Source organism: Pseudomonas sp. 05N433, from assembly GCF_056396925.1.
The window spans coordinates 61,266-79,832 of sequence record NZ_JBFTML010000019.1 but is presented as its reverse complement, the minus strand read 5'-3'; the positions used below and the strand labels follow the sequence as shown (position 1 = coordinate 79,832).

At 58.8% G+C, this 18,567-nt stretch carries 15 protein-coding genes and 1 pseudogene; 12 read left to right on the top strand and 4 right to left on the bottom strand.

The annotated features are described in order from the left end of the window. Window positions 1–79 precede the first annotated feature (79 nt). The gene (locus AC1DIS_RS12950) at window positions 80–1,771 is read right to left on the bottom strand and encodes a lactate permease LctP family transporter (RefSeq protein WP_064616135.1); all 1,692 of its coding nucleotides are present in this window, start codon (window positions 1,769–1,771) and stop codon (window positions 80–82) included. Between the two features lie 262 nt (window positions 1,772–2,033). Here AC1DIS_RS12950 and AC1DIS_RS12945 point away from each other — a divergent pair. Next, window positions 2,034–2,627 (top strand): annotated as a pseudogene (locus AC1DIS_RS12945) (GntR family transcriptional regulator); the annotation flags it as partial. Between the two features lie 69 nt (window positions 2,628–2,696). Here the strand turns inward: AC1DIS_RS12945 and smpB are convergent. Next, window positions 2,697–3,179 carry an SsrA-binding protein SmpB gene (smpB, locus tag AC1DIS_RS12940; RefSeq protein ID WP_018929470.1) on the bottom strand — a complete coding sequence of 161 codons (483 nt, stop codon included), beginning with the start codon at window positions 3,177–3,179 and terminating at the stop codon, window positions 2,697–2,699. A gap of 118 nt (window positions 3,180–3,297) precedes the next feature. On the opposite strand from smpB, the gene AC1DIS_RS12935 reads away from it, so the two are divergent. The 3 genes from AC1DIS_RS12935 to AC1DIS_RS12925 are packed head-to-tail and all read left to right on the top strand — an operon-like array spanning window position 3,298 to window position 5,450. Then, a complete protein-coding gene (locus tag AC1DIS_RS12935) occupies window positions 3,298–4,701 on the top strand; it encodes a sodium-dependent transporter (protein WP_026286670.1) in 1,404 nt (467 codons plus the stop codon). A gap of 7 nt (window positions 4,702–4,708) precedes the next feature. Continuing rightward, window positions 4,709–5,143 (top strand): type II toxin-antitoxin system RatA family toxin, encoded by a 435-nt coding sequence (locus AC1DIS_RS12930; RefSeq protein WP_007933502.1) that lies wholly within the window; start codon window positions 4,709–4,711, stop codon window positions 5,141–5,143. Beyond that, the gene (locus AC1DIS_RS12925) at window positions 5,136–5,450 is read left to right on the top strand and encodes an RnfH family protein (protein ID WP_477744050.1); all 315 of its coding nucleotides are present in this window, start codon (window positions 5,136–5,138) and stop codon (window positions 5,448–5,450) included. The genes AC1DIS_RS12930 and AC1DIS_RS12925 overlap by 8 nt, the downstream gene beginning before the upstream one ends. A 61-nt stretch (window positions 5,451–5,511) precedes the next feature. Here AC1DIS_RS12925 and AC1DIS_RS12920 read toward each other — a convergent pair whose 3' ends face one another. Continuing rightward, window positions 5,512–6,039 (bottom strand): outer membrane protein assembly factor BamE, encoded by a 528-nt coding sequence (locus AC1DIS_RS12920; protein ID WP_018929473.1) that lies wholly within the window; start codon window positions 6,037–6,039, stop codon window positions 5,512–5,514. Window positions 6,040–6,136: 97 nt separating this feature from the next. Between AC1DIS_RS12920 and fur the strand changes: the two genes are divergently transcribed. Next, window positions 6,137–6,541: a ferric iron uptake transcriptional regulator gene (gene fur, locus AC1DIS_RS12915; RefSeq protein WP_003197684.1), complete on the top strand. Its 405-nt coding sequence runs from the start codon at window positions 6,137–6,139 to the stop codon at window positions 6,539–6,541. Window positions 6,542–6,616: 75 nt separating this feature from the next. Here fur and recN read toward each other — a convergent pair whose 3' ends face one another. Then, complete coding sequence (gene recN, locus AC1DIS_RS12910) at window positions 6,617–8,290, bottom strand: DNA repair protein RecN (RefSeq protein ID WP_018929474.1); 1,674 nt, start codon at window positions 8,288–8,290, stop codon at window positions 6,617–6,619. 241 nt (window positions 8,291–8,531) lie between these two features. Here recN and grpE point away from each other — a divergent pair, with 241 nt between their 5' ends. From grpE to greA, 7 genes are all read left to right on the top strand, one after another. Then, window positions 8,532–9,098 carry a nucleotide exchange factor GrpE gene (gene grpE / locus AC1DIS_RS12905; protein ID WP_064616139.1) on the top strand — a complete coding sequence of 189 codons (567 nt, stop codon included), beginning with the start codon at window positions 8,532–8,534 and terminating at the stop codon, window positions 9,096–9,098. Between the two features lie 102 nt (window positions 9,099–9,200). Next, complete coding sequence (gene dnaK / locus AC1DIS_RS12900; protein ID WP_018929476.1) at window positions 9,201–11,117, top strand: molecular chaperone DnaK; 1,917 nt, start codon at window positions 9,201–9,203, stop codon at window positions 11,115–11,117. Between the two features lie 297 nt (window positions 11,118–11,414). Then, entirely contained in the window at window positions 11,415–12,539 is a 1,125-nt protein-coding gene (dnaJ, locus tag AC1DIS_RS12895) for a molecular chaperone DnaJ (protein WP_018929477.1), read from the top strand. A 9-nt stretch (window positions 12,540–12,548) separates the two neighbouring features. Then, window positions 12,549–13,355, top strand: coding sequence for a 4-hydroxy-tetrahydrodipicolinate reductase (gene dapB / locus AC1DIS_RS12890; RefSeq protein WP_026286671.1), 807 nt, complete (start codon window positions 12,549–12,551; stop codon window positions 13,353–13,355). A 259-nt stretch (window positions 13,356–13,614) separates the two neighbouring features. After that, window positions 13,615–14,751: a glutamine-hydrolyzing carbamoyl-phosphate synthase small subunit gene (gene carA / locus AC1DIS_RS12885; RefSeq protein ID WP_018929479.1), complete on the top strand. Its 1,137-nt coding sequence runs from the start codon at window positions 13,615–13,617 to the stop codon at window positions 14,749–14,751. 117 nt (window positions 14,752–14,868) lie between these two features. Then, complete coding sequence (gene carB, locus AC1DIS_RS12880) at window positions 14,869–18,090, top strand: carbamoyl-phosphate synthase large subunit (protein WP_477780904.1); 3,222 nt, start codon at window positions 14,869–14,871, stop codon at window positions 18,088–18,090. Next, window positions 18,087–18,563 (top strand): transcription elongation factor GreA, encoded by a 477-nt coding sequence (gene greA, locus AC1DIS_RS12875; RefSeq protein WP_018929481.1) that lies wholly within the window; start codon window positions 18,087–18,089, stop codon window positions 18,561–18,563. The genes carB and greA overlap by 4 nt, the downstream gene beginning before the upstream one ends. The last annotated feature ends 4 nt before the right edge of the window (window positions 18,564–18,567 follow it).

Genomic DNA, 18,567 nt, shown 5'->3' with positions numbered 1-18,567 from the left:
AGCCTTGCAGACCCGGTTGTGAATAGCTGACGCCGGGGGCGTAACCCAGCGTCGGTTTTTTCCGTGTGGCGTGTAGTGCTTAGTGCACCAGCATGCCGGTGAACCAGTAAGCCTGAGCCAAGGTGATCAGGCCGACGATCGTTGCAAAGAATAGGCTGTGCTTGAGGGTGAAGCGGAACAGATCCGATTCTTTGCCCACCAGCCCGGTCGCGGCGCAGGCCACGGCGATCGATTGCGGCGAGATCATTTTGCCGGTCACCCCGCCGCTGGTGTTCGCCGCCACCAACAGGGTGTCGTTGACGCCGATCTGGTGCGCGGTGGTCGCTTGCAGCGAACTGAACAGCGCATTGGATGAGGTATCGGAGCCGGTCAGGAACACGCCGAGCCAGCCGAGGAATGGCGAGAAGAATGGGAACGCCGCACCGGTGGCAGCCAATACCAGAGCCATGGTCGACGACATGCCCGAGTAGTTGGTGACGAAGGCGAACGCCAGCACCATGCCGATGGACAAAATCGGCCAGCGCAGTTCGTAGAACGTCTCTTTTAAAGTGGTCAGACCAGTTTTAATGTTGACCTTGAGCACCAGCATCGAGATCAGTGCGGAGAAGAAAATCGCCGTGCCGGTCGCGGAAACCGGATCGAGTTTGAACACTGCCGGAATCGCTGTCGGGTTGGTTACGATCGGCGCGACCTTGATCACCATTTGATCCAGGTGCGGGATCGCGAAGTTGAACACCCAGCCATACATCGAGCCGCCGGCGGCAAACATCGCCTTGAACGGTTTCAGCGTCCAGATGGTGACCAATACGGTGAGGATCAGGAACGGCGACCAGGCTTTGAAAATTTCTCCCAGGCTGTAGGGCGAAGCCACGGTGGTGCGCGGTTGGCCGAAACCACCGGTGCTGGCCACTACGGAAGCCGAGACTGCGCCGACGATGTGCGCGCCTGCAGCGCGTTTTGGCTGCCAGATTTTCAGGAACAGCGTCAGGGAAATCAGGCTGACCAGCGCCGAGGTGATGTCCGGCAGTTCCGGGCCAATGAAGTTCGAGGTGAAGTATTGGGTGATGGCAAAACTCAAGCCGGCCACCAGCGCAGCTGGCCAGGTTTCCCGAACGCCGCGCAGGCCGTCCATCATGAACACCAGCCAGAACGGCACGAACAGCGACAGCAACGGCAGCTGGCGACCGGTCATGGCGCCGATCTTGAAGGCGTCGATGCCGGTGACTTGCCCGGCGACGATGATCGGAATCCCCAAGGCGCCGAAGGCCACCGGCGCGGTGTTGGCGATCAGGCACAGGCCGGCGGCGTACAGCGGGTTGAAGCCCAGTCCAACCAGCAGTGCGGCGGTAATCGCTACCGGTGCGCCGAAACCGGCGGCACCTTCAAGGAACGCGCCGAAGCAGAAGCCGATCAGCAGCACTTGCAGGCGCTGGTCGTCGGTGATCGACAGCACCGAGCTGCGGATCACTTCGAACTGGCCACTCTTGACCGTCAGTTTGTAGAGGAACACCGCTGCCACGATGATCCACGCAATCGGCCACAGCCCGTAGGCAAAGCCATATCCAGCGGCGGCGAAAGCCATGTCGACCGGCATCTGGAAAGCGAAGATTGCCACGGCAATGGACAGTGCCAGGGTGATGCTGCCGGCCACATGGCCTTTGAGGCGGAACACGGCCAAAGCCAGGAAGAAAAATACGATGGGAATGACGGCCGCGAGTGCGGACACGCCGAGACTGCCGAGCGGGCTGTAGAGCTGTTGCCAGGTTTGCATATGGGGTGGCCCCTAATTGTTGTTGGTCAGGCACTGGTCAGCGTTCTTGGATAATTGGTAAGACCAATTTACAATCGCTGTTGGCTAGGGTAAAAGCCTTGGAGGCGGTGTGTCAATTTGCCGCCCTAAAACTTTTGTCGAATGAGCGGTGCAGAACGCATCTGATCTGTTCGATCAAGCGTCGTCTGGTAGGTGCTGGCGCAGCGCCGATAGGCCAGAATAGAGAGCCCGGCGAGCCGCCGGGATCGTGGAGAATTGAGTGATGGGGTTTGATCAGATTCGGCAACGCCGTTTGTCTGACGATATTGTCGAGCAACTCGAGGGGATGATTCTCGAGGGCACCTTGAAGGCTGGCGAACGCCTGCCGGCAGAGCGTGCGTTGGCCGAGCAGTTCGGCGTGTCACGCCCTTCGTTGCGTGAGGCGATTCAGAAACTGGTGGCCAAAGGGCTGCTGGTCAGTCGTCAGGGCGGCGGCAACTATGTGGTGGAATCCCTGGGCTCGACGTTCAGCGATCCATTGCTGCACCTGCTGGAGAGCAACCCCGAGGCCCAGCGCGATTTGCTGGAGTTTCGCCATACCCTGGAAGCGTCCTGCGCTTACTACGCGGCACTGCGCGCCACCGAGGTGGATCGTGAGCGGCTGACGGCGGCGTTTGACGAATTGCAGGACTGCTATTCGCGCCACGATGAAGTGAGTCGGGCGGAAGAGGGCGCGGCGGATGCGAATTTCCACTTGGCTATCGCCGAGGCCAGTCATAACGCAGTGTTGCTGCACACCATTCGCGGGCTGTTCGATCTGCTCAAGCGCAACGTGGTGACCAACATTGGCGGCATGTACAAACAGCGCGTCGAAACGTTTACGACTGCTTCGCAGCCGAGCGGGAGCAAGCTCCCTCGCCACAAAAGCCGCGATCAGGCAGGAAAATTAATCTTCCTTGCCCTTGTTCCGCACCGCACGCTGCAATTCACGGCCGGCATCGCGTTCGCGTTCGGTATCACGCTTGTCGTATTCCTTCTTGCCCTTGCCCAGAGCGATCTCGCACTTGACCATGTGCTTGCTCCAGTACCAGGACAGGCATACGCAGGCGTAACCTTTTTGCTGCACGGCAGCGGCCAGCTTCTCCAGCTCGCGCCGATTGAGCAGCAATTTTCGGGTGCGGGTCGGATCAGCGATAACGTGGGTGCTGGCCGTCGTCAGAGGCGTAATGTGGCTGCCGAGCAGCCAGGCTTCGCCATCTTTGAGCAGTACGTAACTGTCAACCAGTTGCAGCTTGCTTGCCCGCAGACTTTTTACTTCCCAGCCGGCCAGGACCAGACCAGCCTCGAACCGATGTTCGATGAAGTAATCGTGTCGCGCCTTTTTATTTTGCGCGATGGTCCCTGTTGGGTGTTTCTTCTGTTTAGCCATAGGGGCGGCATTATAGGGAGTTGCGCGCGAGTCGGCTACGGTGACGCTACGTGCTTGAGCAGGTTGATTGAATCCCGGACAATGCGGCCTCTTTTTTGAACGCTTGGGCGTGATAACGATGTCGACAGACAAGGTTTCTGTCCACGGCAGTTGGGCTAGCCGCTGGGTCTTCATACTCGCCGCGACCGGTTCGGCCGTGGGTTTGGGGAGTATCTGGAAATTCCCTTATATGGTTGGCGTCTATGGCGGCGGGGCCTTCGTGCTGATGTTCCTGGCCTGCATCGCGCTGATCGGTATGCCCGTCATGCTGGCCGAAACCCTGATCGGCCGGCGCGCGCGGCAGAGCCCGGCCAATGCCTTGAAGGTCCTGGCGCTGGAAGCGGGGCATTCGGCGAAGTGGTCCTGGGGCGCCTTTGCCGGGATGATCACGGCGTTGCTGATTCTGTCTTTCTATAGTGTGGTTGGCGGTTGGTCGCTGGATTACATCATCGACATGGGTCGTGGCGACTTTCGGGGCGTGACGGCTGATCAGGTCGGCGCATACTTCGGTAATGTGATCGCCGACCCATGGCGCCTGACACTTTGGCACACGATTTTCATGCTGTTGTCGGCAGTGGTGATCGCCAAGGGGGTGGTCGCCGGGCTGGAGCGCAGCCTGCGGATCATGATGCCGTTGCTGTTCGTGATGGTGATTGTCCTGCTGGGTTACAGCATGACCACCGGCCACTTCATGGAGGGCGTGCATTTCATGTTCGACTTCCATCCGGACAAGGTGCTTGATGGCTTGTTGCCGGCCATGGGGCACGCGTTCTTCTCCCTGAGCGTGGGTGTCGGCTCGATCATGATCTACGGCGCCTACATGCCGAAGCACTCGTCGATTTCCGGAACCGTCGTCGGTGTGGCGTTGCTCGACACCTTCGTTTCGCTGTTGGCCGGTCTGGCATTGTTTCCGATTGTGTTCGCTGCCGGCCTGAACCCGAGCGAAGGCCCAGGCCTGATGTTCGTCAGCCTGCCATTCGCCTTCGGTAACGTAGCGTTCGGCCAGTTGATGGGCGTAGTGTTCTTCGTACTGGTGGCGATTGCGGCCTGGAGTTCGGCGATTTCCCTGCTCGAACCGATGGTGGCTTACCTGGTTGAGCGCACGAAAATCAGCCGCGCCTGGGTCACCTTCTGGCTGGCATTCACCTGCTGGTTCGTCGGCCTGGGTACCGTGTTTTCTTTCAATATCTGGAAGGAAGCCAAGTTTTTCGTGAACGAAGGCGGGATGTTCCATCTCTACCAATGGGGGGCGGCCGGAGGCCTGGACTTCTTTGGTGTGATCGACTTCTTCACCTCGCGGATCATGCTGCCACTCGGTGGTTTGTGTTTCGTGGTGTTTGCGGGCTGGGTGATGGGGCGTGAAGCGGTGCGCGACGAGTTGTCGATCCGCAGCCCAGTACTGTTCGCCCTGTCCCTGTTTTTGATGCGCTATGTGGCGCCCATCGGCATTCTTGTAGTGTTTGCCGCACAGCTGTGGAAGTAACGCTGACATGACGACACACATTCAACGTTCGGCCCTGCTGCCGTATCCGGCGCAAGCGCTTTACGACCTGGTCAACGACGTGGCCCGCTATCCGGAATTCCTGCCGTGGTGCTCATCGACCGAAATTCTGGAAAGCTCTCCCGAGTTCATGCGCGCCAGCGTCGGTGTGGCCAAGGGTGGGCTTAGTCAGCATTTCGTAACGCGTAATACCCTGGTGCCCGGGCGTTCGATCGAAATGAACCTCGAGGAAGGTCCGTTCAGCCAGTTGCACGGCGTCTGGGTGTTCAAACCGTTGGGCGAGAAGGCCTGCAAGATCAGTCTGGACTTGTCGTTCGACTACTCGGGGCCGCTGGTGCGTGCGACGTTGGGGCCTTTGTTTAATCAGGCGGCGAATACGTTGATGGACGCGTTCTGCCAGCGCGCGAAGCAAATGCATGGTTGAGGCCGTGATCAAGGTCGAGGTGGTGTATGCCGCCGTTGATCGTCAGGTGCTGCTGAGCGTAACGGTGCCGGTGGGCGCGACGGTGCGGGATGCGTTGTTCAAATCGGGCCTGAATGGCGAATTCCCGGAGCTGGATCTGGGCAGTTGTCCGGTCGGGATCTTTGGCAAAGTGATCGCTGATCCGGTCATTCGCCAGGTTCAGGAAGGGGATCGCATCGAGGTTTACCGGCCGTTGCTCGCCGATCCAAAAGAAGTTCGGCGGTTGCGTGCAGCCAAGGCGGCCGAGGCCAAAGCCCGGAATCAGTGATTCGATTAAACGCCAGACAATAAAAACCCCGGACATGCCGGGGTTTTTATTGCGTCGCAAATTATTGCGGCGAGGTTTCCAGCGGTTCTGGAGTCGGGACCGGGACAGTTTCTACGTTGTCCACGTCCTTCTGGATCTGGTCCAGCAGCGAGCCTGGCTTGACCGGTTTTTCTGGCTTCGGCTTCTCGGCGTTTCCTGCCGGCGCGGTCACGGTAGTGCCGCTGTCCTTGCCGAGAATGGCCTCGTCGCGGCTCACGCCTGGCATGAAATCGCCAGAGAGGCTGACAAGTTGGTCATTTGGGTTGAAGATAACGCTAATGCGTTCCTGTTGGCGTTCACCGCCACCGGGTTGCAGGCTATACAGGTAATCCCAGCGATCGGCATGGAACGTGTCGGTCAACAGAGGGTTGCCCATGATAAACCGTACTTGCCGACGGGTCATTCCCGGGCGCAACTGGTCTATCATGTCCTGCGTGACGACATTGCCCTGCTGGATGTCGATTTTGTAAACCCCGGGGAATGAACAACCGGCGAGTGCGAGCAGTCCCACAAAGGTGAAACTGGTTAGCAAGAGCTTGGTGTTTTGCATCGGTGGGCGACTTCCACTATCTTGGCTGGGACAACGTAAACGCCGATCATACCCGCATTAAGAGAAGCTGCGAAGCAGCATCGCGAGAAAGCTGACCATGGTTGAAAATAGCGAACTACGCAAAGCCGGCCTCAAAGTGACCCTTCCACGGGTCAAAATTCTGCAAATGCTCGATTCCGCCGAGCAACGCCACATGAGTGCCGAGGACGTCTACAAAGCACTGATGGAGGCTGGTGAGGACGTCGGTCTGGCCACGGTTTACCGTGTTCTGACCCAGTTCGAGGCAGCTGGCCTTGTGGTGCGGCACAACTTCGACGGAGGCCATGCGGTCTTCGAACTGGACGACGGCAAGCATCACGACCATATGGTCAACGTCGAGACCAGTGAAGTGATCGAATTCTTCGACGAAGAAATCGAGCGGCTGCAGAAAGCAATCGTCGACAAGTATGGCTTCGAGATGGTCGATCACAATCTTGTACTGTACGTGCGCAAGAAAAAGTAAGCATGTCGCGCGAACTTCAGGTTCGCGAAACGAACGAAGGCGACCTCAGGGTCGCCTTCGTGCTTTCTGCCCTTCTTAGATTTTCGCGGTAACAACCATTTTCTTCGCGTGAGCCAGGGACTCCTTGGTGAGGTCGATGCCGCCGAGCATCCGTGCCACTTCTTCGACACGATCATTCTTGCTCAGCTTGGAGACGGCTGTGTGCGTGGCATCTTCACCGCGGACCTTGTGCACAAATAGATGTTGATGCCCCTGCGCCGCCACTTGCGGCAAGTGCGTCACGGTCAGAACCTGCCCGCGCTCCCCGAGGCGTCGCAGCAACTGGCCGACAATCTCGGCGGTCGGGCCGCCAATACCTACGTCCACTTCGTCGAACACCAGCGTCGGTACGCGGGAGGTCTGTGCGGTGATCACCTGAATCGCCAGGCTTATACGCGACAGCTCGCCCCCCGATGCCACTTTTGCCAGGGCTTTCAGCGGTTGCCCTGGGTTGGCGCTCACCAGCAGTTCCACTTGTTCTAGCCCGTTGGGCAGCAGTTCATCGCTGCTGTTGGGGCGCAGTTCGATGGTGAAGCGGCCGCCGGGCATGCCCAGGCGCTGGATTTCCTGCTCCACGGCGCTGGCCAGGCTGCTCGACGCTTGATGGCGCAGGTCGCTCAATTCCCGAGCCTTCTCCTGATAATGACGGGCGTAGGAGGCCAGCTCATCGCCCAGGCGTTCGATGGATTCATCGTTGGCATTCAGGGTTTCGATTTCGTCGAGTAGCTTCTGTTGCATCTCGGCGACTTCGGTCGGCTGGATGCGGTGTTTGCGCGCCAGGGTGTAGATCGCATCGAGGCGTTCTTCCAGGTATTGAAGACGTGCCGGGTCTGCGTCGAAATTGTCGAGAAAACGGTTCAATTCGCCCACCGCTTCTTCAACCTGAATCTGCGCGCTGGTCAGCAGGTTGCTGGCTTCACCCAGGGCGCCGATCGAATTGTTCACGCTCGATAGGCGATTGAGGCTGGCGGTCAGTGCGTTCAATACATTGCCGGAATCACTTTCGCTGCATTGTTCGACCACTTGCCGACAAATGCCCAGCAGGGTTTCGGCGTTGGTCAGGTTCTTGTGTTCCTGCTCCAGTTGCTCCAGCTCGCTTTCGCCGAGGCCGAGGTTTTCCAGTTCTTCGAGTTGATAGCTGAGCAACTGATGACGAGCGCGCTGTTCGTCGCCGGAGTTGGAGAGGCGTTCCAGCTCCTGACGGGTCTGGCGCCAGCGTTGGGCGGCCAGTTGCACCTGACGGGCAAGGTCCGTGGCGCCGGCGTACTCGTCGAGCAGGCGGCGATGGGTATCGGTTTTGAGCAGGGATTGGTGTTCGTGCTGGCTGTGGATATCGATCAGCAACTCGCCCAGGGCCTTCAGGTCGCCGAGAGGGCAGGGGGTGCCATTGATATAGCCGCGCGAACGCCCTTCAGCAGTGATCACGCGGCGCAGAATGCACGGGCCGTCGTTCTCGAGGTCGCGTTCGGCCAGCCAGGCGCTGGCTTCAGGGATGTCGATCAGGTCGAAGGTGGCCAGGATGTCGGCCTTGTCGGCCCCCGGGCGGACTACGCCGCTGTCGGCGCGATCACCCAGGGTCAGGCCGAGGGCGTCGAGCATGATCGACTTGCCGGCGCCGGTTTCTCCTGTGATCACGCTCATCCCGCGATCGAGTTCGAGATCGAGATGTTCAACGATGGCGTAGTTGTGTACGGACAGGTGCACCAGCATGAAGGCCGCTCCCAGGCTTTAGGTCTGGTTATTTATACAGTGTTTTGTTTCTGGCTGACAATGCCCCCGCTTAGGTCGATTTGCTTGATTGAAAGAAATCCTTAGCGCGCCTGGGAATGACAAAGCAGTTGTTTTTTGTAGGGTTAATCATCGGATAGCCCTTGAAGCTGAATTTTGCGACCCCATATACCGGGGCAGAAGCGTGAGTTGAGCTCGCGGACGATATTGGAAGGAGAAATCTATGGCTGACGAACAGACAGTGGATACGCAAAATCTAGACGCCAACCAGACCCCCGAGGCTTCGGGTGAAGACCTGGCGGCTCGTGTACAAGTGCTCGAAGAGCAATTGGCTGGTGCGCAGGATCAGGCTTTGCGTGTAGCCGCCGATCTGCAGAACGTCCGCCGTCGTGCCGATCAGGACGTTGAAAAGGCTCACAAGTTCGCCCTGGAAAAATTCGCAGGCGACCTGCTGCCGATCATTGACAGCCTGGAGCGCGGCCTGGAGCTGTCCAACCCTGACGACGAAAACATTCGTTCGATGCGCGAAGGGATCGAGCTGACCCTGAAAATGTTCCAGGACACCCTGAAGCGCTATCACCTGGAAGCCATCGATCCTGAAGGCGAACCTTTCAATGCCTCGCATCATCAGGCGATGGCCATGCAGGAAAGCGCCGACGTCGAGCCAAACAGCGTGCTCAAGGTGTTTCAGAAGGGCTATCAGCTCCACGGTCGCCTGCTGCGCCCGGCCATGGTCGTGGTCAGCAAGGCACCTGCACCGGTTTCGCCTTCGATTGACGAGCAGGCTTGAAATTAGCCGCAAGGCCCCCATTTAGAAGTCAAGCGTTTAAGTGCTACCGCAGTCAGCCACCACTACTGCGGCATCCAAATCCAAAGTTTCGGGAGAGTGAACATGGGCAAAATTATCGGTATCGACCTGGGGACTACCAACTCCTGCGTCTCCGTGCTGGAAAACGGCAAGGCCAAAGTTATTGAAAACGCTGAAGGCGCGCGTACCACGCCGTCGATCATCGCTTATGCCAACGATGGCGAAATCCTGGTTGGCCAGTCGGCCAAGCGTCAGGCAGTGACCAATCCGCATAACACCCTGTACGCGGTGAAGCGTCTGATCGGTCGTCGTTTCGACGAAGAAGTCGTACAGAAAGACATCCAGATGGTCCCTTACAAGATCGTCAAGGCTGACAACAGCGACGCCTGGGTTGAAGTGAACGGCCAGAAAATGGCACCGCCACAAATCTCGGCTGAAATTCTGAAGAAAATGAAGAAGACCGCCGAAGACTACCTCGGCGAGCCTGTGACCGAAGCGGTGATCACCGTTCCGGCCTACTTCAACGACAGCCAGCGTCAAGCCACCAAAGACGCCGGCCGCATCGCGGGCCTGGACGTAAAACGCATCATCAACGAACCAACCGCAGCCGCACTGGCCTACGGTATGGACAAGGCCAAGGGCGATCACACTGTGATCGTTTACGACTTGGGTGGCGGTACTTTCGACGTTTCCGTTATCGAGATCGCTGAAGTCGATGGCGAGCACCAGTTCGAAGTGTTGGCCACCAACGGCGACACCTTCCTGGGCGGTGAAGACTTTGACATTCGCCTGATCGACTACCTCGTCGACGAATTCAAGAAAGAAAGCGGCATGAACCTCAAGGGTGATCCGCTGGCCATGCAGCGCCTGAAAGAAGCTGCCGAGAAAGCCAAGATCGAACTGTCCTCGAGCCAGTCGACCGACGTGAACCTGCCGTACATCACTGCAGACGCTACCGGTCCTAAGCACTTGAACGTGAAAATCTCCCGCGCCAAGCTCGAAGCGCTGGTGGAAGACCTGGTTCAGCGCACCATCGAACCTTGCCGCATCGCGATGAAAGACGCCGGTATCGATGTCAGCAAGATCGACGACGTGATTCTGGTCGGCGGTCAGACCCGTATGCCAATGGTGCAGAAAGCTGTTTCCGACTTCTTCGGTAAAGAAGCTCGTAAAGACGTTAACCCGGACGAAGCTGTTGCCATGGGTGCTGCGATCCAGGGCGCTGTATTGGCCGGCGACGTGAAAGACGTTCTGCTGCTCGACGTCAGCCCGCTGACCCTGGGTATCGAAACCATGGGTGGCGTGATGACTGCGCTGATCGAGAAAAACACCACGATTCCTACCAAGAAATCGCAAGTGTTCTCGACCGCTGACGACAACCAGAGCGCTGTGACCATTCACGTGCTGCAAGGTGAGCGTAAGCAAGCCGCACAGAACAAGTCCCTGGGCAAGTTCGACCTGGCCGAGATTCCACCGGCTCCACGTGGCGTGCCACAAATCGAAGTGACCTTCGACATCGACGCCAACGGCATTCTGCACGTAGGCGCCAAAGACAAGGCTACCGGCAAGACTCAGTCGATCGTGATCAAGGCCAACTCCGGTCTGTCCGAGGACGAAATTCAGCAGATGGTTCGCGACGCTGAACTGAATGCTGAAGAAGACCGCAAGTTTGAAGAGCTGGCGAGCGCTCGCAACCAGGGCGACGCGCTGGTTCACTCGACTCGCAAAATGGTCGCTGATGCTGGCGACAAGGTGAGCGCTGAAGAGAAGACTGCAATCGAAGCGGCAGTCGTTGCCCTGGAAGCCGCTGTTAAAGGCGACGACAAGGCTGCGATCGAAGCCAAGGTTGAAGAGCTGTCCAAGGTCTCCGCGCCAGTGGCTCAGAAAATGTATGCCGAGCAGGCTCAGCCAGCTGAAGGCGCGGCACCGAAAGGCGAAGCGGCTGAAAAAGCTGACGACGTCGTCGACGCTGAGTTCGAAGAAGTTAAAGACCACAAGTAAGTTGTTGGTCGCCCGGTTGACTGCCTTCAGGCGGTGACTGGTAGGATGTCGCCGCGCGGGAGCTTGCTCCCGCGTTGGCGTGTCTGGAGTTAGCGAATTTTTACAGCATGCGACAACGCTCGCGTGTTGGTGGCATGGCCGGGGATGCTCCTGCTTTCCGCGCCGAAAGTGCCGCATCGAATCAAAGACCAGGATCGTTGAATTGACGTGAGTTGGGTCCGGGCCTGTATTGGGGCTCAACGAGTTTGACGAGGCTCAGGAGAGGTTTGTCGAACGTCCTTAAGAGTGCAAAGACTTATGGCAAAGCGTGACTATTACGAAGTATTGGGTGTTGAGCGTGGCTCAAGCGAAGCAGACCTGAAAAAGGCCTACCGCCGCCTGGCGATGAAGCACCACCCGGACCGTAATCCCGATGACAAAGCGTCGGAAGATATGTTCAAGGAGGCCAACGAGGCCTACGAAGTGCTGTCCGATTCCAGCAAGCGCGCGGCCTATGACCAATACGGTCATGCCGGTGTCGACCCGAGCATGGGTGGCGGCGGTGCCGGTTTTGGTGGCCAGAACTTCTCCGATATCTTTGGCGATGTCTTCAGTGACTTCTTCGGTGGCGGTCGCGGCGGCTCCCGTGGCGGCGCGCAGCGTGGCAGCGACCTGCGTTACACGCTGGAGTTGAACCTGGAAGAAGCGGTGCGCGGCACAACCGTGAATATCCGTGTTCCGACACTGGTCAACTGCAAGCCGTGTGATGGCTCGGGCGCCAAGAAAGGCTCCTCGCCGGTCACCTGCCCGACGTGTGGCGGTATCGGTCAGGTACGCATGCAGCAAGGCTTCTTCTCGGTGCAGCAGACCTGCCCGCGTTGCCATGGCCAGGGCAAGATCATTTCCGATCCGTGCGATTCCTGCCACGGCGAAGGTCGTGTCGAAGAGTACAAGACGCTTTCCGTCAAAGTGCCGGCCGGTGTCGATACCGGTGACCGTATTCGTCTGTCCGGCGAAGGCGAAGCGGGCGCGCAGGGTGGTCCGACCGGCGATCTGTACGTGGTGATCAATGTGCGTGAGCACGCGATCTTCCAGCGTGATGGCAAGCACCTGTTCTGCGAAGTGCCGATCAGCTTCGTCGACGCAGCGTTGGGCGGCGAGCTGGAGATTCCGACCCTTGATGGTCGGGTCAAGCTGAAGATCCCTGAGGGGACTCAGACCGGCAAGCAGTTCCGTGTTCGCGGCAAAGGCGTTGCGCCGGTTCGTGGCGGCGGCGCTGGCGACCTGATGTGTCGTGTGGCGGTCGAAACCCCGGTCAACCTGGGTCGTCGTCAGCGCGAATTGCTGGAAGAGTTCCGCAGCTCCCTGGCGGACGACAACAGTCATTCGCCGAAAACCACTGGTTGGTTCGAAGGCGTGAAGCGCTTCTTCGGCGATTTGTAAGGAGTGAGCATGCGACGTATAGCTGTGATGGGTGCCGCCGGCCGCATGGGCAAGATCCTGGTCGAGGCGGTGCAGCAGCGCGCGCCGCTGACCGGTCTGACCGCCGCCATCGTGCGTCCCGGCAGTACGCTGATTGGCGTGGATGCCGGTGAGCTGGCCTCGTTGGGGCGTATTGGTGTGCCGCTGTCCGGTAGTCTGGATTCGGTGGCTGATGAGTTCGACGTGCTGATCGACTTCACGCTCCCGGAAGTCATGCTGAAAAACCTGGCTTTCTGCCGTAAGGCGGGCAAGGCCATGGTGATCGGCACGACGGGACTGGACGCCGCGCAGAAGCAGTTGCTGGCCGAGGCGGGCAAGGATATTCCTATCGTGTTCGCGGCCAATTTCAGCGTCGGTGTAAACCTGTCGCTGAAGCTGCTCGACATGGCTGCGCGCGTGCTGGGTGATGATGCGGATATCGAAATCATCGAGGCTCACCATCGGCACAAGATCGATGCGCCTTCGGGCACGGCGCTGCGCATGGGTGAAGTAATCGCCAATGCGCTGGATCGTGATCTGCAGAAGGTTGCGGTCTATGGGCGTGAAGGTCACACCGGTGCGCGTGAGCGTGAAACGATCGGCTTTGCCACTGTTCGCGGTGGTGATGTGGTCGGTGATCATACGGTGCTGTTCGCCTGCGAGGGCGAGCGACTGGAAATCACGCACAAGGCATCCAGTCGCATGACCTTCGCCAAGGGCGCGGTACGTGCAGCTTTGTGGCTGGACGGTCGTGAGCCAGGTCTCTACGACATGCAAGACGTGCTCGACCTGCGTTAAGATGCAGCCGAAACCGGGTTCAAACATAGCCTTTGAGCCCGGTTTTAAACCGCCAAGCGACGTCCTGTCGCATTCTCCGGCCTTTAGGGCTCATTGGCGGTAGACCAAAAATGCCTTTTTCTGTAAGCTACAGCTTTAGTGTGTCCACTAAAAGCGCGCAGAATAATTCGATGAAGAAGCGGGGTGACGTGTCCATACGTCACTCCGCTTTTTTACAACCTGCGATCGCCCTTTCAGGCTTTATTTACGGGAGGTCTTCTTGACTAAGCCAGCCATACTCGCCCTTGCTGATGGCAGCATTTTTCGCGGCGAAGCCATTGGAGCCGACGGACAAACCGTTGGTGAGGTGGTGTTCAACACCGCAATGACCGGCTATCAGGAAATCCTTACCGATCCTTCCTACGCCCAACAGATCGTTACCCTGACTTACCCGCACATCGGCAACACTGGTACTACGCCGGAAGACGCCGAGTCCGATCGCGTCTGGTCCGCTGGCCTGGTCATCCGTGACCTGCCACTGGTTGCGAGCAACTGGCGCAACACGATGTCTCTGTCCGACTACCTGAAAGCCAATAATGTCGTGGCTATCGCCGGTATCGACACTCGCCGCCTGACACGCATCCTGCGTGAGAAAGGCGCGCAGAACGGCTGCATCATGGCCGGTGACAACATTTCCGAAGAAGCCGCCATCGCCGCTGCCCAGGGTTTTCCTGGTCTCAAGGGCATGGACCTGGCGAAAGTCGTCAGCACCAAAGAGAAGTACGAGTGGCGCTCGACTGTCTGGGACTTGAAGACCGATAGCCACGCGACCATCGACGCTTCCGATCTGCCATACCACGTGGTTGCCTACGACTACGGCGTCAAGCTGAACATCCTGCGCATGCTGGTCGAGCGCGGTTGCCGCGTGACCGTGGTGCCAGCTCAAACGCCCGCGGCTGACGTTCTGGCTCTGAAGCCGGACGGCGTGTTCCTGTCCAACGGCCCGGGTGACCCTGAGCCATGCGACTACGCGATCCAGGCCATTAAAGACGTGCTGGAAACCGAGATCCCGGTATTCGGTATCTGCCTCGGCCACCAACTGCTGGCTCTGGCCTCCGGTGCCAAGACCCTGAAAATGGGCCACGGCCACCACGGTGCAAACCACCCGGTTCAGGATCTGGACAGCGGTGTGGTGATGATCACCAGCCAGAACCACGGTTTTGCGGTAGACGAAGCGACCCTGCCAGGCAACGTTCGGGCGATCCACAAATCGCTTTTCGACGGCACCCTGCAAGGCATCGAGCGTACCGACAAGAGCGCCTTCAGCTTCCAGGGTCACCCTGAAGCCAGCCCTGGCCCGAACGACGTAGCGCCACTGTTTGATCGCTTCATCAACGAAATGGCCAAGCGACGCTAATCGCTCGCCCTGATGTAGYGAAGCCTGGGGGCGGTCCCGAAACCGGCGGCCCCCTCAAGGCTTCAGAGATTGAACAAGACGGCTTGCCGACTGACCTGCGGATTTGAGTGACAACCCATGCCAAAACGTACAGACATTAAAAGCATCCTGATTCTCGGCGCTGGCCCGATCGTGATCGGCCAGGCCTGCGAATTCGACTACTCCGGCGCCCAGGCCTGTAAAGCCCTGCGCGAGGAGGGTTACCGCGTCATCCTGGTGAACTCCAACCCGGCGACCATCATGACCGACCCGGCCATGGCCGACGCCACCTACATCGAACCGATCAAGTGGCAGACCGTTGCCAAGATCATCGAGAAAGAGCGTCCGGACGCGCTGCTGCCGACCATGGGTGGCCAGACCGCCCTGAACTGCGCCCTGGACCTGGAGCGCGAAGGCGTTCTGGAGAAGTTCGGCGTAGAGATGATCGGCGCCAACGCTGACACCATCGACAAGGCTGAAGACCGTTCGCGCTTTGATAAGGCGATGAAATCCATCGGTCTGGACTGCCCGCGTTCGGGTATCGCCCATAGCATGGAAGAGGCCAATGCGGTTCTCGATCGTCTGGGCTTCCCGTGCATCATTCGTCCGTCCTTCACCATGGGCGGCACCGGTGGCGGTATCGCTTACAACCGTGAAGAATTCGAAGAAATCTGCGCCCGCGGTCTGGATCTGTCGCCGACCAAAGAGCTGCTGATCGACGAATCGCTGATTGGGTGGAAAGAATACGAGATGGAAGTTGTCCGCGATAAAAAGGACAACTGCATCATCGTCTGCTCCATCGAAAACTTCGACCCGATGGGCGTGCACACCGGTGACTCGATCACGGTTGCACCCGCACAGACCCTGACCGACAAGGAATACCAGATCCTGCGTAACGCCTCTCTGGCGGTACTGCGCGAGATCGGCGTGGAAACCGGCGGCTCCAACGTCCAGTTCGGCATCTGCCCGAACACTGGTMGCATGGTGGTCATCGAGATGAACCCGCGGGTATCCCGTTCCTCGGCCCTGGCATCGAAAGCCACCGGTTTCCCGATCGCCAAGGTCGCGGCGAAACTGGCCGTCGGTTACACCCTCGACGAACTGTCGAACGACATCACCGGCGGCAAGACCCCGGCGTCCTTCGAGCCGTCCATCGACTACGTCGTCACCAAACTGCCACGCTTTGCCTTCGAGAAATTCCCGAAAGCCGACGCACGCCTGACCACTCAAATGAAGTCGGTCGGTGAGGTCATGGCCATCGGCCGGACCTTCCAGGAATCCCTGCAGAAAGCTCTGCGCGGTCTGGAAGTGGGTGTTTGCGGCCTGGACGAGAAGCTCGACCTGAGCAACCCGGAAAGCATGAGCATCCTCAAGCGCGAACTGACCGTGCCGGGTGCCGAGCGTATCTGGTACGTGGCTGACGCGTTCCGCGCGGGCCTGTCGGTCGAAGACATCTTCGGCATGAACATGATCGACCCGTGGTTCCTGGTGCAGATCGAAGATCTGATCAAGGAAGAAGAGAAGGTCAAGACCCTGGGTCTGTCCGCTATCGACCGCGACCTGATGTTCCGCCTCAAGCGTAAAGGCTTCTCCGATCAACGTCTGGCCAAGCTGCTGGGCGTCACCGAGAAGAACCTGCGTACCCATCGTCACAAGCTGGAAGTGTTCCCGGTCTACAAGCGCGTCGACACCTGCGCCGCCGAGTTCGCCACCGACACCGCGTACCTGTACTCGACTTACGAGGAAGAGTGCGAAGCTGCGCCGTCGGGCCGTGACAAGATCATGATCCTGGGTGGCGGTCCAAACCGCATCGGCCAGGGCATCGAGTTCGACTATTGCTGCGTACACGCAGCACTGGCCCTGCGCGATGACGGGTACGAGACCATCATGGTCAACTGCAACCCGGAAACCGTTTCCACCGACTACGACACCTCCGATCGTCTGTACTTCGAACCAGTGACCCTGGAAGACGTGCTGGAAATCGTCCGCGTCGAGAAGCCAAAAGGCGTGATCGTTCAGTACGGCGGTCAGACCCCGCTGAAACTGGCCCGTGCCCTGGAAGCCGCCGGCGTGCCGATCATCGGCACCAGTCCTGACGCCATCGACCGCGCCGAAGACCGTGAGCGCTTCCAGCAGATGGTTGAGCGTCTGAACCTGCGTCAGCCGCCTAACGCCACCGTGCGCAGCGAAGATGAAGCGATTCGTGCTGCCGCCAAAATCGGTTACCCGCTGGTGGTTCGTCCGTCCTACGTACTGGGCGGGCGTGCGATGGAAATCGTTTACGAAGAGGAAGAACTCAAGCGCTACCTGCGTGAAGCGGTTCAAGTGTCCAACGACAGCCCGGTGCTGCTGGACCACTTCCTCAACTGCGCGATCGAAATGGACGTGGATGCGGTCTGCGACGGCACCGACGTGGTGATCGGCGCGATCATGCAGCACATTGAGCAGGCCGGCGTTCACTCCGGTGACTCCGCGTGCTCCCTGCCGCCGTATTCGCTGCCTGCACATATCCAGGACGAGATGCGCGAACAGGTCAAGAAAATGGCCCTGGAACTGGGCGTGGTCGGCCTGATGAACGTTCAGTTGGCGCTGCAAGGCGAAGACATCTACGTCATCGAAGTCAACCCGCGCGCATCCCGTACCGTACCGTTCGTCTCCAAGTGCATCGGTGTGTCCCTGGCGATGGTCGCGGCTCGCGTGATGGCCGGTAAAACCCTGAAGGAAATCGGCTTCACCAAAGAAATCATTCCGAACTTCTACAGCGTGAAAGAGGCGGTGTTCCCATTCGCCAAATTCCCTGGCGTGGACCCGATCCTGGGCCCAGAGATGAAGTCCACCGGTGAAGTGATGGGCGTGGGCGACACCTTCGGCGAAGCCTTTGCCAAGGCTCAGATGGGCGCCAGTGAAGTGCTGCCAACCGGTGGTACCGCGTTCATCAGCGTGCGCGACGATGACAAGCCGCTGGTTGCAGGCGTGGCCCGTGATCTGATCAACTTGGGCTTCGAAGTGGTCGCCACTGCCGGTACTGCCAAGCTGATCGAAGCTGCAGGCCTGAAAGTGCGTCGTGTGAACAAGGTGACCGAGGGTCGTCCGCACGTGGTCGACATGATCAAGAATGACGAAGTCACTCTGATCATCAACACCACCGAAGGTCGTCAGTCGATCGCTGATTCCTACTCCATTCGTCGTAATGCCTTGCAGCACAAGATCTACTGCACCACTACTATTGCTGCTGGCGAAGCTATCTGCGAAGCGTTGAAGTTCGGTCCTGAGAAGACCGTGCGCCGCTTGCAGGATCTACACGCAGGATTGAAGGCATGATCAAATACCCAATGACCGTCAAGGGCGCTAAAGCCCTGGAAGAAGAACACGCTCATCTGACCAAGGTCGTTCGTCCGAAACTCAGTCAGGACATCGGTACGGCCCGCGAGTTGGGTGACTTGAAGGAAAACGCCGAATACCACGCTGCTCGCGAGCAGCAGGGGATGGTCGAGGCGCGGATTCGTGACATTGAAGGCCGCATGCAAAACGCTGTGGTCATCGACGTAACGACCATCGAGCACACCGGCAAGGTGATTTTCGGCACCACCGTCGAAATCGCCAATGTCGAGACCGATGAAAGCGTGACTTACCAGATCGTTGGTGAGGATGAAGCAGACATCAAGCTCGGCAAGATCTCCGTCGGTTCGCCGATCGCCCGTGCCTTGATCGCCAAGGAAGAGGGTGATGTGGTGGCGGTCAAAACGCCGGGTGGCGTTATCGAGTATGAGATTGTCGAAGTTCGCCACATCTGAAAGA